This is a genomic window from Bacillus cereus, from assembly GCF_002564555.1.
Classification (GTDB): domain Bacteria; phylum Bacillota; class Bacilli; order Bacillales; family Bacillaceae_G; genus Bacillus_A; species Bacillus_A cereus_K.
This window is the reverse complement of sequence record NZ_NUVD01000009.1, coordinates 24,674-40,844: the sequence shown is the minus strand read 5'-3', so window position 1 is coordinate 40,844 and position 16,171 is coordinate 24,674. Positions and strand designations below refer to the sequence as shown.

The window sequence follows — 16,171 nt, the reverse complement described above, 5'->3', positions numbered from 1 at the left end:
TTATCACAATGATACGTTCATAAACGAAATTGTTTTTCCTATACAAATATAGCCACGAATTATGTGGGTAGGAGGTGTTGCGCATTTTTGTTCGGCACTTACAAAAAGAGAGTGTCAATCGCACGCCCTTGAAGGGCCTTTTTTTGTGTAAATGGTAGTAAGGGAGGAAATTTTGGGATGGCAATGTTAAAAAGATGGCTGCTTACGTCGTTAATGGCAGTTACACTTGTATTTGTTTCTTTTGCGAATACAGTACATATTACGTTTGCTGAAGGAAATACAGCAAAGATTGCAATTATTGGTGATTCACAAAAAGGCATTATGTTATGTCCGAAAGAAGCAAAAATGGAAGATGGGGAAACAGCTCTAAGTTTGCTGCAAAAAGTCATGGGGGACAAAGTAGCATCTGAAACGATGTCGTTTGGAACGTATGTAAAAGGCATTGACGGCTTAATGGCCGGAGCTACAAGTGGATGGGTGTATGATGTAAATGATAAATCTGCAGAAGTTGGAGCAGATAGTTATAAATTAGAGTCTGGAGACGTTGTTGTATTCCGTTTCGTAGACTGGAGCAATATGAGTCAGGAAACATTGAAAGAAACGTTAGATAAGATTGGCACTTGTAAAACAGAAGATCCTAACGGTGGTAAAACACCAGATGGGAACAATCCAGGTGGTCAAGATGGTAAAACACCAGATGGGAACAATCCAGATGGCCAAGATGGTAAAACACCAGATGGAAACAATCCAGATGGCCAAGACGGTAAAAAACCAGATGGAAACAATCCAGATGGCCAAGACGGTAAAAAACCAGAACAACCAAAACAAGAGAACGTTCAAGTTCCAGCAGCACAAGTAAACGAAGCAATTTCTAAAACGTCTGAAAAGATGTTACAAGATGGAATTGAAAGTGATTGGGTAGCATTAGGGCTTTCTCGCTCTGGAAAGAATGTACCGATTGAGGCGCAATTAAATTATGTTAAGGCAGTAACTGAAAAAGTGGAAAAGCGTATAAATCGTTTTTCAGCAACAGATTTAGCAAGAACGATTATTATGATGAATGCAATGAATGCAGACCCTAAAAAGGTAGGCGAACATAACTTAGTTCAAAAATTGTACGAATCAGATAAAGTGAATTCTGTTACAGGTTATACATTTGCTTTACTTGCATTTGATACGAAGAAATATGAGATTCCAGTTGAATCAAAATGGAATCGAGTTGCTTTAGTAGAGGCAATTTTAAATACTCAGCATACAGATGGTGGCTGGACTTATGATAGTGAAAGTAGTAAAGATAGTGCTAGTAACGTTGATGTAACAGGTATGGTTTTATCAGCATTAGCTCCTTATCAAGATCGACCAGATGTGAAACCAGCTGTGCAAAAAGCTGCTGCGTATTTATATAAAGAGCAGCTAGAAAATGGTGGTTTTTCTGCGGATGGACAAGAAAATTCTAATAGTACTGCGCAAGCAATTATTGGATTATCACTTGTTAAAGATGTAGATCAAAATCGTCTTCAGAAGGCAGTGCAAAATCTACTGTCATATCAACTGCCAAATGGTGAATTCAAATGGTTACCAAGTGATCAAAATGGTAGTGGAATGGCTACAGAGCAAGCGTTATTAGCTTTAATTCAGTTTAAAGAGCCTGGAAAATCGATTTATGATTGGTCTAATGTAGTCGTTGATGAAGTGACTAAGCCGAAACCAATTGAAGAGCCAGAAAAGGTTGTTGAACCAGAAAATAATGTAGTAGATAAAGAAGTGACAGAAGAACCGAAAGAACAAAAACAAGTACAACAAGAAACAAAAGATGAAAATCTAACAGTTGTTGTAGATAATAAACCGGTTAAAGATGAAAAATCCGGAAATGGTAGTCAATTACCAAAAACAGGAGCATCTTCTCATAGTGCGGCTGCAGAAGTAGGTATGGGTGTATTGTGTATTGCTTCTGCATATGTATTATGGAGACGTAAAGCAGCTTAACAAAGATTAGGAGCAATTATTTGCTCCTAATTTTCGTATGAAAGGTGAGAGATAATATGAGTAAGATGAAATGGTTCATTTCTTTAATGCTTTCGCTCGGGCTACTTGCCGGATGTGAAGAGGCAGCTGTACAGCCAGAGAAGAAGGTAGAACCAAAGCAAGAAGGGGTAGCGAAACAAGAAGAACCGAAAGAAGAATTGAAACCGGAAGAGAACAAAGCTGAACCGGAACAGAGTAAGCAAGAAGAGCAGAAAGAGAAACAAGAACAAAAAGTAGAAGAGAAGCCGAAAGAGGAAAAGCAACAGACACAACCAGAAGTAAAGAAAGAAGAAAAACCTCAGGAACAACCGGCCGCTACTAAACAACCAGAACAACAAAAAGCACAAGAAGAGAAACCACAGCAACAACAACCGAAAGCACCAGAAGCAAAAGAAGAAGCGAAGGTTGTTAATCAGCCGAAAGAAACACCAAAGCAAGAGCAAAAAGTAGATCCGAATAAAGAGAATAAAACGATACCGACTCCGCCCGTACCAACTCCTGAACCACCAAAACCAGATCCAGTACCAGTACCTAAACCACAAGAAAAGCAAGTTACTATTTCAGTAAAAGGTAATGAAGGCTACTTATTAGGTGCGAAAAAGATTGATGTACAAGATGGAGATACTGTTTATAAAGTATTACAACGCACAGGTCTAGATGTTGATGCGAGTGGATCTAAAGGTGATATTTATGTAAAAGGTATTAATGATTTATATGAAAAAGATATTACAGCTACTAGTGGATGGAAATATCGTGTGAATGGTACTTTTCCAAACTATAGTGCTGGTGTAGCTACAGTAAAACCAGGAGATACAATCGAGTGGGTGTATGTATTAAAATAAGAAAGGGACTTCGGTAAAGGACTATGAAAATAAGTTTTTCTTCTTTACATCCTTTTGTGAGTTTTTTCTATTATATTGGGGTGATGATACTATGTATGATGTGTCTTCATCCTCTTTTTTTAATTGGAGCAATTATATTAATTGTTATTATAAATATGATGCAAGGGAATGGCGAAAAGATAAGAAAGATGTTACCGAGTACGATCATTTTCTTTTTTATGGTAATTGTATTTAATTCGTTATTAACACATAGAGGTGCAACTACGTTATTTTGGTTAGGTGATAGTCGTATTAAGCTTGAGGCGATTATGTTTGGACTAGTAATGGGATTATTGTTAGTTGCAGTTATGTTCACGTTCGCGTCTTATAATGATATTATTTCAAGTCATAAATTTTTATATTTGTTTTCTAGAATTTCACCGAAAGTTGCATTGTTAACGATGATTACAGTAAGGTTTGTACCTTTGTTTATTAGGCGATTACAGAAAATTACACTCGTCCAAAAAACGAAAGGTGTACAAGTTGATTCAGGCTCCATTGTGGAACGAGTGAAAAATGGCATGCAGTTGCTGCAAGTATTATTAATTTGTTCGTTAGAAGATGCACTCCAAACAGCAGATTCTATGCAGGCTCGTGGATTCGGTGTAACCAAGCGTACGACGTATATTCGATATAGAATGGAAAGACGAGATTGGTATACACTCAGTTATTTAATGATTCTATTTATATTTGCTGTCATACTAAGTAGTTATGGCGGAGGAAAATTAATTATTTATCCGAAAGTCGAATCTATTTTATTTCAGCAATACGACGGAATGATGTTTGTCGTATTTACGATGTTTATTAGTTTACCAATTATGATGGAAGGAAGGGAATGGATATGGTGGCGCATGCAGAAATAAAGAATTTATCATTTGTATATGCTGATGAAAACGAATACGCGTTACAGCATATTTCTCTTTCTGTTCAAAAAGGCGAGTTTATTGCACTTGTCGGCGGATCAGGCTCTGGAAAGACGACGTTATTAAAACATTTTAAAAAGGAGTTACTTCCAATTGGCAAGCGTTCTGGAAATACATATTATGACGGTATTTTATTAGAAGATGTACCTGATTTATTATCTGCGCAAGAAATTGGAATGGTATTTCAAAATCCAGAAAATCAACTCGTAATGGATACAGTGATTCAAGAATTAGCATTTTCTTTAGAAAATATCGGGTTACCATCACATATTATTCAAAAACGAATAGCAGAGCTTATTAGTTTTTTAGGTTTTCAAGATTTATTGCACCAATCTGTTCATACGTTATCTGGTGGGCAAAAGCAACTTGTGAATTTAGCTGCGGTATTAGTGATGCAACCGAAACTATTATTATTAGATGAACCGACAGCGCAGTTAGATCCAATCGCTGCGAAAGAGTTTTTAGGATTGTTAAAGCGTATTAATGAAGAACTTGGAATTACGATTATTTTAAGTGAACATCGTTTAGATGAAGTGATACCACTCGCAACACGCGTTGTTTGTATGAATAACGGCCGAATCCTGTATGATGGTAGTCCTAAAACGGTTATAGCGAAAATGTGGGAAGTAGAAAGCTTCCGTCCATTCATTCCGCAAATTCCAAGATTGTTTTTAGAGTGGAATGCGAGAGATATTCCTTTTACAGTGAGAGAAGCGCAAATGAAACTGAATAACTTTTCAGAAATATCATATGTGAATGAGCCAATAGCACAAAGTGAAAAGCAAGAAGTCATTTTAAATGCAGAGCATATTTCTTTTCAATATGAAAAAAATAGTCCGCTTATTTTACGAGATTTAACCGTATCGATTGAAAAAGGGAAATGGGTAGCTCTCGTTGGAAAAAATGGTACAGGGAAATCTACACTATTAACGATATTAGCAGGGTTGCAAAAAGCGAGAAGAGGGAAAGTAAAGTGGAATGGTAAAGTGATACATAAAATTGATTCGAAAGAACGATTTAAAAATATCGGGTATGTATCACAGCATCCATACTATCATTTTACATTTGATACAGTGTGGGAAGAAGTTTATGAACGTGCGCGTGAATTATACGGAGAACAAGGAAGAGAAATAGCAGAAGATATGTTGAAAAGGTTTTGGTTAGATTCACTTAAGGAACGCCATCCGCATGATTGTAGCGGGGGAGAGCAACAACTACTCGCATTATGTACAACGTTATTGTCAAAGCCCACTTTATTATTACTTGATGAACCAACAAAGGGATTGGATCCATGGAAGAAAGAAAGAGTAGGCGAGCTATTTAGGAAATTGCAAAAAGAAGGGACAACCATTGTAATGGCAACGCATGATATTGAATTTGCAGCGAAATATGTTGATCAATGCATGATGTTATTTGATGGAACAGTTATTATGAATGATGCACCGAAAGAATTTTTTAGTGGTAATTTCTTTTATACGACATCTATTAACCGATTCATTCGAAAAGAATTGCCATATGCATTAACGTGGGAGGATGTGTACGAAGCGTGTCCAAACGATATGTTGCATTCATAATATGTATTTTTGCAGTTATAATAGGCACATTACTGTTTACTACACTTATCATGGACGGGTATTACATGTTAAGCAGTTTGTTTTTATTAGTTGTTATTATGTTACCTTTCTATGTTCGTTTTGAAAGGAAGGCATTTGTTTCACGTGAAATTGTTCTCGTTGCCGTGTTAGCAGCGATTGCAGCGGTTAGCCGAGTGCCATTTTCTATTTTACCAAGTGTACAACCCACTTCTTTTGTCATTATCGTTTCTGCAATCGTGTTTGGGAGTGAAACTGGTTTTATGATCGGTGCAACAGCGGCTATTGTATCTAACATTTTTTTAGGGCAAGGCCCGTGGACGCCGTGGCAAATGTTTTCGTGGGGTATGATTGGCTTTATAGCAGGCTTACTTCGTAATACGTTTTTAATGAAAAAGCTATGGGGAAGATTGCTATATGGATTGATTGTTGGCTTTTTATTTGGCTGGATCATGAATTTCTGGGGACTTCTCGGTTTTATACAAGAAGCAACGTGGGAAACTGTTATTTCGTACTATATCGCAAGTTTTTACTTTGATCTGAGTCATGCGATTTCAAATGTTATTTTCCTACTATTATTTAGTACGTCTTGGATTACGATTCTTACAAGATTTAAAAAGAAATACGGTATATTAGATGAGCATAACGTGACATAGAAACGCATACTTATATAAGGTAGGGTCGCGACTTACATATTCGTTTGCCTTTTTCATGCTTCTTACATAATTGTAGGGAGCATTTTTTATATCTTTGGGATATTATCTCGTATTAACAGTTGGGAGTTAGAAATTGTTAATTCTGTATAGTTTTTAATCATAACGGCAATAATAATGAAGTATGCCATTTGAAAGAACTTCCCATCCAAAGGATGGGGAGTTTTCATTCTTGTTCTAAGATATAAGCAGTATAATCACATCTTTGTAAAGCTTGTTCTACAGCGTAAAGAGATTGCTCAATACGTGCGCGATTACTATTTTGTTCAGCGGTCTGTAGAGCCTCTTCTAAACAATGTTTTGCTTCTTGTAATGATTGAAAAGAATTTTGTACAAATCCGCGAGCATTTTCATGCATTTCATAATCCTCCTTGAATGTTCATATATGTATAGTATGAACAGTAAGGAAAAAAATATAATTTGTTATATTTGTCCTGCATTAACGGACATTAAAATTCAGTGAGGTGGGAAATCAACTGCCTGTAAATGCCTGATTGATGTGGGCGAATAATTAGTGGGAGTGCTCCATTGATTTAAAGTTTCAATTTATTTGACAATTAAAACGAAATTACGTATAGTTAAGTTTAAAGTGAATATTTTCTTATCCAGAGAGGTGGAGGGACTGGCCCGATGAAACCCAGCAACCGCGATGCAGGTGCTAATTCCAGCAGAACATATTTGTTCTGGGAGATAAGACGAAGATATATACGTAACTTCTTCTTATCGGAGAGGTTTTTTTGTTGCAAAAAAACCGATTACGAAAATGTATATTAAGAAGAAAGGGGTTGCGAAGTACTGTGACACTCGAAAAATACGTAAAACTGCGTAGTACAGTTTATGAATATATGATAGAGCAAGATAAGCCGATATCATTGTTAGATATTCAAGAACATATCGTCTCGCATCATGAAGGAAAATTCACAAAAAAAATGTTACATCAATTTTATTTATCAAGACTATTAGACGAACTGAAACTGGATGGGAAAATTACTTTAGCTGATGATGAATATCTCTATGCTGAAAAAGGGGTATTTTATAAGGCGAGAAAAGGGAGCTAAGCTCTCTTTTTTTTGAAGTATGTAGTGTAAAAGACTGCTAAAGCAGCCTGATACAAGGGAATGGTGTTGAGTGTGTAGTGTCAAAGATTGAATGTGCCTGAAAGAGGCACTTCATATCGGCTGCAAATGAAAAGAGACACCTTCGCCGAATAGGTGTCAGTCGTTTTGTTACGTAGACTTGCTACTTAACAGTAATTAGAATAACATGCAGGGTTTTTGAAGTCAAAAGGGAATTAAAGGAAGAGGTGATGTGATGTACGCATATTTATTAAAAGAACTACATAGGTATATTCCGAAATACATTGTTGATAGAGGTTATGAATATTATGAAGAGGGACATGTAGAAGATATTGAAGTACATGATAATAAAGTATTTGCTTTTGTGACTGGTAATGCAGGAAATTATGAAGTAGTTATTGATCTTGAAGATTTTGCAGGAAGTAGTTGCGAGTGTCCATATGAAAATTATTGTAAACATATGGCGGCAGTTGTTTATGATATTCAAGGTGCTGGTGAGAGTACGGTTAAAGAGAAACTGAACGGTTTAGAAAAAGAAGAGTTACTCACAGTATTAAATCGTTTATTACAAAGCTCAAAAAACGTGCAAATTGTAGAGAAGATGTTAAAGAAGGGGAAGCTGTAACTATAGAGGGGGTCTTTGTAGTGAACGTACTGATTATATACGCTCATCCTAATCCTTCAAGTTTTAATGGTGCAATATTAGAGCATGTGCAAAAAGGACTTGAGAGAACAAGTCAGTCGGTTACGGTACTTGATTTATACAAGGAACAATTTGATCCAGTACTTGTATTCAATGAAGAGAAGAACAGGCTCGTATATTATGAATGAAATTGATCGTATTATAAAGTGTTGTCAGTATGATGACGAACTTTTTCGGACGTATATTACGTGTTTACTTCAATTAAAGAAATGTAGCGAATCGTTTCAACAAATTCAAATACAATTAAGAAATGATTATTTAATAAGAGGGATTTGTAAAAGAGAAGTTGATGAGGTAGTACGGGAAAGTAAAGAATATGAAATACATTTTCTTCCTAAAGTATTACGGTGGAATTTCTTAAGGGGAAATCCACATCTGATTGAAAAAGTATGTGAAGATTTTTTTGCATTTGAGCCATTAAATCTTACGGAGATAGAGTGGAAAACAATTATAAATTGCATGGGAAATAAAGTGAAACTTTAATCAGTGGGTGTGGGAGTTTACTGTTAATGCGGGATAAATGATTTATTATATAAAAAAGCTAGTATAAAACTAGCTTTTTGTTTAAATAAATAAGAAGCATAGACTAATGATAAAACCTGCATATAGTAAGTTAATGACGCAAAATCCCATAATATCACGAGCGCCTAAGCCAGCTATCGCTAATGCTGGTAATGCCCAGAAAGGTTGAATTAAATTCGTCCAAGCATCGCCCCATGCAATTGCCATTGCTGTTTTCGCAGCAGGTACACCAAGTTCAGCACCAGCTGGAATCATAATTGGTGCTTGTACTGCCCATTGACCGCCTCCTGATGGAACGAAAATATTTACAATGCCAGCACTTAAAAAAGTAAAGAGCGGGAAAGTTGTTTCGTTTGAAATACTAATAAAGAAATTAGAAATAGCTCCTCCAAGTGAAAGTCCTTCACTATTTGCTCCAATCATCATCCCCATAATTCCTGCATAGAACGGGAATTGAAGTAAAATACCAGAAGCACTTTTCGTTGAGTCAGAAAAAGCGCGAATATATTGAATCGGAGTCCGGTGGAAAATTAGTCCGGCAATTAATAACATGAAAATCACGATATCGAGCGTAAGATTAAAACCTTTCGTATAAAAGTAGTTAAAAATATAAATGAGACCTAATAATCCAATGCAAAGTGTAATAAGTATGCTATTTTCCATTTTTTCAGCGAATGTATTTTTCTCTACTTCTTGAGCGGCAGCTTCTTCATGGAACACGCTAGGATCTACCGTAATCGTATGTTTTTCATCTGGATGCATTGCCTTATTTATGAGAGGCATCGTAACTAAAAAGATAATAACTGGAACGAGAGCATATGGTGAGAATAACGTTTCAGTTATTGGAATCGCTTCTTTAATACTGCCAGCTGTCGTTTTGATTAACGTTTCGCCGCCTGTTGCTAACGTAAGAGGAATAGAAGCAGAAAGCCCCGCATGCCAAATAAGAAATCCAGAGTAAGAAGAAGCAATTGCTAGTCTATAATCTAATCCTTCTAATTGTCTTGCCACTTCTTTTGCGTATAAAACAGATACAACAATACCAAATCCCCAGTTTATGTATGCACCAAGTAAACTTACAATTGAAATGGCAATAATACCTTGGCCATTCGTTTTCGGTAGTTTTGCAGCTTTCGTTAATCCTTTTTTAATAAGAGGCGCGTTTGCCAATGCAGACCCTGTCACGAGTACAAGTGCCATTTGCATAGAAAAGGCGAGAAGGCCCCAAATTCCATTACCCCAGTGATTAATCATTTCTACAGGTGTTTGGTGAGTCGCAAACATGCCGAAGAAGATAACAAAAACAGTTAATAAACATGATAAAATAAACGGTTCTGGCAAGAAGCGTTGCACTAAGGCGACGCAACCATTTGTAAATGAACGAAACAAAATAGATCAACCTCCTTATGTATGTTTATTACAATATTCGAGGTTGGTTAGGTGATAACCTTTAATTTATAGAAAATTCAGATATTCAAGGTGGTAGTAATTTATTAATAAATTGATATTGTTAATAAATGGATATGTCATACTAAGTTGGATAGAAAAAATAAGAGTGTGCTACGAACTAGCATTGCTAATAAAAAAGTAATTATGAATAACTGCGATGGGGTAGGGATTTATAATTACCTTTTCAAATCTGAAGTATAATTGATTTAAATAAAACACCCCAACAAGAAAAAACTCCCACTACTGTGGAAGCTTCTCTAAATGATGGGCAATATCAACATACATATCGGAATAAACCGAATGTATTTCATTACTTGGTGCAGCGTTAGAAGAGAAGTGGACGATTACCATATTTGCTTTCGGATCGATGTAAAGCGTTTGTCCGTAACTGCCTAGCACTTCGAAAGCACCTTGTTCATTGTGCGGAATCCACCATTGATTATGATAAGAAATAGATGCACCGTTGCCGATTGCGAGTTCGCCTTCTTGTACATTTTTCACACTTTCAGTAATTGAGGAAGGGAGGATTTGCTTTCCGTTATATTCCCCATTATTTAATAGTAGTTGACCAAATCTCGCCATATCTCTAGCAGTTGCATTTAAACCAGCGCTAGCTTGTTCTACTTTTGTTTCATCTGTAACGTAATACGCATTTTCTTCCATACCAATTTGAGACCAAATTCGTTCGCTTACATTTTCAGCTAATGATTTACCAGTGATTGCTCGAATAACCCAAGCGAGCGTTTCAGCTGATCCGTTATTGTAAGAAAAGGCAGAACCAGGCGGTGCAGTTTCCTCAGTTTCGCGTAACATATCATAAATGTTCAGCGGACCATCGTAATTCTTGCCACGGGGTAAAATATTGCTAGCTAAATATAGTTGCGCATCTTGATTTTCTAGTCCAGGTTTCACATATCCGTGAGTCGGGTACTCAGCAGAAACTTGCATGTCCATTAATTGCTGAATGGTAGCTTTTCCAAACGGTGTATTGTTTAATTCTCTTATGTACGTGTCAGCCGTTTTCTCTACATCAATACGATTCTCTTCAGCGAGAGATTGTATAATGGCACCTGTAAATACTTTTGCTATTGATGCCATTCCATGAGGTTCATTTTGTTTATACCCGTTGAAATATCGTTCATAAATAAGTTGGCCATTATGTACAACGACAAAAGCATCTGTTTTGTTATCGTCTAAAAGTTTTTTTAGAGGCGTTGTATTGCCAAAGGCACGCCCCACAGCAAAATCATCTAAGTTTTGCAAGGCAGTAGGGAAGTGGGAAACTTGATTAGGGTTATTATTCACTTCGTTAATTAAAGTGAATTCTTTCATATGTGTGTACGACCAACGTAAGTATGGATCGTCTAACCAATTTTCCTTCGTCACGTTATTTTTCGATGGAGTCGTTTTATTATGTTTGAAGTAAGTAAAACCAAGCCCTGTAATTACAAATATGAATGTAAGTATAAGTAAGAGTAGGGGAGATTTTTTAAGTTTCATATATGTCCCTCCTTTTTTTCTATTATAAGTATACGCTTCTATTGAAAGAAATACAAAATAAGGAAAGTAAACGGAGAAGTTTACTTTCCTTATTTATGTTAAGCGGATACTTGTCCGTCTGTACGTTGTTTCTTGAATTTTTGTTTGCGCCCGTGTAATCCATAATATAGAAGTAAAGTGAACGCAACAATAATAGCTGCGATAAAATACATATTATGATAACTTGATTTCGCAGCGACGATACCTAAAATGAAAGAACCAAAGCCAATGCCGCTATCAAAGAATGAGAAGTAAGTAGCTGTCGCAGAACCACGTCGATGGTTTGGAGCGGCAGAAATTGCAATCGTTTGGAAACTTGGAATTAATGTTCCATAGCCTAAACCGATTAGCATACCTGCGCCAAGGAACCAAAATGAAGTTTGTGCTTGGCTTAATATGAACATCCCAATTGTGAAAATAATAATAGCTGGATAAATAAGTACATTCTCACCGAAACGATCAAAGATTTTCCCTGTAAATGGACGAGAAATTACAACAACAAGTGCGTATACAATAAAGAAGTAACTAGCAACCTCTCCTAAACCAAGCTCTTTTGCATAAATAGGAATAAAGGATAAAATACCACTATAAGAAAAGGCTAAAACAAATCCTGTCAGAGCGATTGGAATAGAGGATGGTTCAATTAAGTCTTTCCATTTCATTTTTTCTCGTTTTTGTTTACTTACTGGTTTTTCATGTGGAATATTCACTAATAATCCTAATAAAAATGCGAGTAATGAAAATACAGAACAAACGATAAATAATGCAGTAAATGAAAAATGAGAAATAATTGTTAAACCTAAAAAAGGACCAATTACCATTGGCAGACTCATAAATACGCCGTAATAAGCAAGTGCTTCGCCTCGTCTATGAGCTGGCGCAACATCAGTTACAATCGTACCAGTTGCAGTAGTTGCCATTCCGAACCCAATGCCATGTAAGAAGCGCAGGGCAAGTAGTAAAAATAAACTTTGCGTACCGAAATACATAACGGTAGCGGCTAAAAATAGTGAAAGTGAAATGAATAATATTTTCTTTCTTCCTAAATCATCGAGCCATTTTCCTGTGAATGGTCTACATAAAACAGATGAAATAAGAAAAACAGTTGCAACTAAACCAATTTCTTCAGGTTTTCCTTTTAAGCCGTCTATTACATAGACAGGTAAAGTAGTCATAAGCATGTAAAATGTTAAAAAGAGAAATAGACTACTAAAACACGTTCCGAGGAAATCCTTCGTCCAAAGTTTCTCACTTTGCATCGTCATCCCTCCAATTTAATCTAAATTTTTAATAATTTGTTGTAACACTTGAAAAGCCTGATGTAAATCTTCTTCTTTAATACCTTCTAGCGTTTTTTCTTCAAAAGAATCAACTTCTTCTTGCCATAAGGGAATCATTTCTAGTGCAGTATCAGATAATGAGATCAACTTCTCACGGCGATCTTTTCCTTCAGTACGTATAATCCAACCCATCGTTTCCATACGTGTTAACGTACGAGTCATCGTTGGTGATTCAACATTTAAATACTGGCACAATTCTGTTTGGGTACAAGATCCAGTTTGATTAATGCGGAAAATAACAGCCCATTGCGCACTAAACAACCCAGTTGGAGATACGCGTTCATTAAATTTCTTCGTAAACTTTCGAGAAGTCTGGCTGACGATATGAAAAAAATGTTGTTTTTCGTCCATGTATTTTGATCCTTTCAAATTAGTTACCTAGCTAACTATATACTTTTTTATTATAATTGTCTAGTAATAGACATGTTGATTTATGTAAAAATTTCGTATAGGTTTTATGTTGAGAACATACATTCTACATGGTATTCTTTAATTAAGTAAAGAATTTTCTTTCTATTAAAAAGAATGGGGGACTTGTGATGATTAAGCCTGCAACAATGGAGTTTGTTTCACTATCGAACGGAGAAACGATTGCGTATCAGGAAGTTGGAAGGCGAAATACAGAAACTCTCGTACTCATTCACGGGAACATGACATCGTCACAACACTTTGATTTAGTTATCGAAAAGCTGCAAAACCAATACCATATTTACGCTCTTGATTTAAGAGGATTTGGACAATCGACGTATAATAAGTCGATAGATTCATTACAAGACTTCGCAGAAGATGTAAAATTATTTATCGATCAATTAAAGCTAGAGAAGTTTTCGTTAATGGGATGGTCAATGGGCGGTGGTGTTGCGATGCAATTTACAGCGAATCACCCGAATTTTGTAGAAAAGTTAATTTTAGTAGAATCCGTAGGAATGAAAGGCTATCCAATCTTTAAAAAAGATATTAACGGGCAACCGATCGTAACGAGTTTATTAAAAACGAAAGAAGAAATTGCGCAAGATCCAGTACAAATCGCTCCAGTACTAGACGCGATAAAGAATATGAATAAATTATATTACCGTACAGTATGGAATCTATTAATATATACACATAATCAACCTGAGCCGGCACGTTATGAAAAGTATTTAGATGATATGTTAACGCAGCGTAATTTCGTAGATGTGAATTATGCGCTCATTACATTTAATATTTCGGATGAACATAATGGAGTTGTAGAGGGGAATAAGCAAATTCATCGTATTAAAGCTCCTACACTCGTCATACAAGGTGACAGAGATTACGTCGTACCGCAAGTAGTCGGTGAAGAATTAGCAAAGCATTTGCCAAACGCAGAGTTGAAGGTATTAGAAGATTGCGGACATTCACCGTTTATTGATTGTTTAGATGTATTTATAAAACATGTAGAGGATTGGTTAGACAATAAATAATTCCCGAAATATAAAATTTGCATATACTATAGCATTTGTATGTATAAGGGGAGAGAGTCAATGCATAATCCGTTTTTAATATATCATTCTCCATATAATCATCACCAATATATAAAATTTATTATTGATCCGATGTATATGCAAGTTTCACCAGCTGTAGTTCCTTTGCAAGTACAGCAGCCACCAATCGCCCATGCACATTACTACTTATATGGACCATCATTTTATGAAAATCCATATTTTAAACATTTTCATTACCATGTGAAAGCACAAGTTTGGGAAGGATAAGAAGCTAAAAGGTTCATTCTTTTAGCTTTTTTTTTATTGTGAATATTCGTACACGCATTTACAGAAACCGTTTATAATGAAAAGTGGACAGTGTGAGAAGAGGAGGGAAGAGGATGTCAATGCGTTTTACATTTTGGATTATGGCTGGGGTTGCAGCAATTTCTGGTTTATCGCAAGGAATGTTACTGCCTACAATCGCCATGATTTTTGAACAAGAAGGGGTTAGTTCAAGTATTAACGGTATTCATGCGACGGCATTATACATCGGGATATTATTTATTTCACCGTTTCTTGAAAAACCGATGCAAAGGTTTGGAATGAAACCAATTATCGTAATTGGTGTTTTTCTCGTTATTATTTCATTATTCTTCTTTACACAAATATTTTCATTTTGGGTATGGTTTATTCTTAGATTCCTAGTTGGCGTTGGAGATCATATGCTTCATGTCGGAACACAAACGTGGATTACAACAACGGCAGACCCTAGTAAAATAGGTAGGCAAGTATCGATATACGGCGTATTCTGCGGAATTGGTTTTGCAATTGGCCCTTATCTGGCAAGTACAGTTCAGTACGGTCTAGCAACGCCATTTATCGTATCTACTATACTTTGCTTAATAGGGTGGATTTTACTATTACCAACGAAAAATGCATTCCCAGCACAAGATGAAACGAAAACGGAAAGTGAGTCATCATTTTCTCGTTATAAACAAGTCGTTGGATTAGCTTGGATTGCACTTATTGGTCCACTTGCATATGGTGTGCTTGAAGCAATGATAAATAGTAACTTACCAGTATATGCACTTCGCAAAGGGTGGTCTGTATCAGATGTTTCTTTCTTAATACCAGCATTCGCGATTGGAGGTATTATTACACAAATCCCGCTCGGTATGTTAAGTGATAAATACGGAAGAGACCGTATTTTAACGTGGACATTCAGTATAAGTACGGGCATTTTCTTACTTGCAGCAGTATTTGATCAATATTACTGGATTGTATTCGCGTGTATGCTTTTAGCTGGTATGGCTATTGGATCGTGCTTCTCATTAGGCCTTGGATTTATGACTGACCTATTACCGAGACATTTACTACCGGCTGGTAATATATTATCCGGAATCGCCTTTAGTATAGGAAGTATTATGGGGCCTGTATTAGGAGGCGTATTTATAGAAAAAATACAGTATACAAGCTTTTTTATTGCGGTTATGATTATAATGGGTGTTCTCGCAATGTTATATATTATTTATATGAAAAATCAATTTGCATCAAGAAAAATAGAAAGTAGGTTAGGGCATGACAAAACAACCTAATAAGAAAAAATTTGAAGTACTCGAAAACGAAACAATTACGGACTGCTTAGCTCGTATGGAACAAGAGGGCTACGCACCGTCTCGTCGTATGGAAGAGCCAATCTTTCATGAAGTAAAGAAAGACAGCAAAACAGTAGTGGAACCGTGCGGTAGAAAAATTGTGTTTGAGGGGAAATTGAAGTAATCAAATAACAGATTTTCTTTTTGATACAGAATAAGCCATCTAATTCATACTTTATGAGTTGGATGGCTTGTTTTTTACAATTAATTAGTGAAGGAAAAGATAATCTCTGAGAAGAACGAATAGAAAGTAGTTGTTCTGTTTTCGTTAGTAATGGTGGTGCGGAGGGGTCTTTGCGAAACAAAAA

17 protein-coding genes, 1 pseudogene and 1 riboswitch are annotated in these 16,171 nt (G+C 36.1%); of the genes and pseudogenes, 13 read left to right on the top strand and 5 right to left on the bottom strand.

Annotated elements, in window-relative coordinates:
• Positions 1 to 177 precede the first annotated feature (177 nt).
• Genes COI75_RS04160 through COI75_RS04140 form a run of 5 tightly spaced genes read left to right on the top strand, consistent with a single transcriptional unit; the run spans position 178 to position 6,077 of the window.
• A complete protein-coding gene (locus COI75_RS04160; protein WP_098448246.1) occupies positions 178 to 1,986 on the top strand; it encodes a DUF4430 domain-containing protein in 1,809 nt (602 codons plus the stop codon).
• Between the two features lie 56 nt (positions 1,987 to 2,042).
• Positions 2,043 to 2,867: a DUF4430 domain-containing protein gene (locus COI75_RS04155; protein WP_000041450.1), complete on the top strand. Its 825-nt coding sequence runs from the start codon at positions 2,043 to 2,045 to the stop codon at positions 2,865 to 2,867.
• 23 nt (positions 2,868 to 2,890) lie between these two features.
• Positions 2,891 to 3,769 (top strand): energy-coupling factor transporter transmembrane component T, encoded by an 879-nt coding sequence (locus tag COI75_RS04150; protein ID WP_002095492.1) that lies wholly within the window; start codon positions 2,891 to 2,893, stop codon positions 3,767 to 3,769.
• A complete protein-coding gene (locus tag COI75_RS04145) occupies positions 3,742 to 5,403 on the top strand; it encodes an ABC transporter ATP-binding protein (protein WP_002095493.1) in 1,662 nt (553 codons plus the stop codon). The genes COI75_RS04150 and COI75_RS04145 overlap by 28 nt, the downstream gene beginning before the upstream one ends.
• The gene (locus tag COI75_RS04140) at positions 5,376 to 6,077 is read left to right on the top strand and encodes an ECF transporter S component (protein ID WP_002095497.1); all 702 of its coding nucleotides are present in this window, start codon (positions 5,376 to 5,378) and stop codon (positions 6,075 to 6,077) included. The genes COI75_RS04145 and COI75_RS04140 overlap by 28 nt, the downstream gene beginning before the upstream one ends.
• A 223-nt stretch (positions 6,078 to 6,300) precedes the next feature.
• Here the strand turns inward: COI75_RS04140 and COI75_RS04135 are convergent, their stop codons facing one another.
• Entirely contained in the window at positions 6,301 to 6,492 is a 192-nt protein-coding gene (locus COI75_RS04135; protein ID WP_000544997.1) for a hypothetical protein, read from the bottom strand.
• A 240-nt stretch (positions 6,493 to 6,732) separates the two neighbouring features.
• Positions 6,733 to 6,831, top strand: a riboswitch (SAM riboswitch).
• 40 nt (positions 6,832 to 6,871) lie between these two features.
• Here COI75_RS04135 and COI75_RS04130 point away from each other — a divergent pair.
• The 4 genes and pseudogenes from COI75_RS04130 to COI75_RS04115 all read left to right on the top strand — a co-directional run bounded on the left by COI75_RS04130 (position 6,872) and on the right by COI75_RS04115 (position 8,396).
• A complete protein-coding gene (locus COI75_RS04130) occupies positions 6,872 to 7,192 on the top strand; it encodes a hypothetical protein (RefSeq protein WP_002095498.1) in 321 nt (106 codons plus the stop codon).
• Positions 7,193 to 7,445: 253 nt separating this feature from the next.
• Positions 7,446 to 7,835 carry an SWIM zinc finger family protein gene (locus COI75_RS04125; RefSeq protein ID WP_000271535.1) on the top strand — a complete coding sequence of 130 codons (390 nt, stop codon included), beginning with the start codon at positions 7,446 to 7,448 and terminating at the stop codon, positions 7,833 to 7,835.
• A 20-nt stretch (positions 7,836 to 7,855) separates the two neighbouring features.
• A pseudogene (locus COI75_RS04120) lies at positions 7,856 to 8,023 on the top strand (NAD(P)H-dependent oxidoreductase); the annotation flags it as partial.
• Positions 8,024 to 8,033: 10 nt separating this feature from the next.
• Positions 8,034 to 8,396: a hypothetical protein gene (locus tag COI75_RS04115; RefSeq protein WP_001002297.1), complete on the top strand. Its 363-nt coding sequence runs from the start codon at positions 8,034 to 8,036 to the stop codon at positions 8,394 to 8,396.
• Between the two features lie 81 nt (positions 8,397 to 8,477).
• Here the strand turns inward: COI75_RS04115 and COI75_RS04110 are convergent, their stop codons facing one another.
• The 4 genes from COI75_RS04110 to COI75_RS04095 form a co-directional block, all read right to left on the bottom strand.
• Positions 8,478 to 9,824, bottom strand: a complete 1,347-nt coding sequence (locus COI75_RS04110; protein WP_000490003.1) for a short-chain fatty acid transporter — start codon at positions 9,822 to 9,824, stop codon at positions 8,478 to 8,480.
• A 300-nt stretch (positions 9,825 to 10,124) separates the two neighbouring features.
• The gene (locus COI75_RS04105) at positions 10,125 to 11,384 is read right to left on the bottom strand and encodes a serine hydrolase domain-containing protein (protein WP_000768734.1); all 1,260 of its coding nucleotides are present in this window, start codon (positions 11,382 to 11,384) and stop codon (positions 10,125 to 10,127) included.
• Positions 11,385 to 11,482: 98 nt separating this feature from the next.
• Positions 11,483 to 12,682, bottom strand: a complete 1,200-nt coding sequence (locus COI75_RS04100; protein ID WP_001190336.1) for an MFS transporter — start codon at positions 12,680 to 12,682, stop codon at positions 11,483 to 11,485.
• 15 nt (positions 12,683 to 12,697) lie between these two features.
• Positions 12,698 to 13,114 carry a MarR family winged helix-turn-helix transcriptional regulator gene (locus COI75_RS04095; protein WP_000343672.1) on the bottom strand — a complete coding sequence of 139 codons (417 nt, stop codon included), beginning with the start codon at positions 13,112 to 13,114 and terminating at the stop codon, positions 12,698 to 12,700.
• A gap of 188 nt (positions 13,115 to 13,302) precedes the next feature.
• Between COI75_RS04095 and phaZ the strand changes: the two genes are divergently transcribed.
• The 4 genes from phaZ to COI75_RS04075 all read left to right on the top strand — a co-directional run bounded on the left by phaZ (position 13,303) and on the right by COI75_RS04075 (position 15,987).
• A complete protein-coding gene (gene phaZ, locus COI75_RS04090) occupies positions 13,303 to 14,205 on the top strand; it encodes an intracellular short-chain-length polyhydroxyalkanoate depolymerase (protein WP_000594889.1) in 903 nt (300 codons plus the stop codon).
• A 60-nt stretch (positions 14,206 to 14,265) separates the two neighbouring features.
• Complete coding sequence (locus COI75_RS04085) at positions 14,266 to 14,493, top strand: hypothetical protein (RefSeq protein ID WP_000551795.1); 228 nt, start codon at positions 14,266 to 14,268, stop codon at positions 14,491 to 14,493.
• Positions 14,494 to 14,606: 113 nt separating this feature from the next.
• Positions 14,607 to 15,803 (top strand): MFS transporter, encoded by a 1,197-nt coding sequence (locus COI75_RS04080; RefSeq protein ID WP_000062774.1) that lies wholly within the window; start codon positions 14,607 to 14,609, stop codon positions 15,801 to 15,803.
• A complete protein-coding gene (locus tag COI75_RS04075) occupies positions 15,787 to 15,987 on the top strand; it encodes an NETI motif-containing protein (protein ID WP_000166304.1) in 201 nt (66 codons plus the stop codon). Before COI75_RS04080 ends, COI75_RS04075 begins: the two co-directional genes overlap by 17 nt.
• Positions 15,988 to 16,171 lie beyond the last annotated feature (184 nt).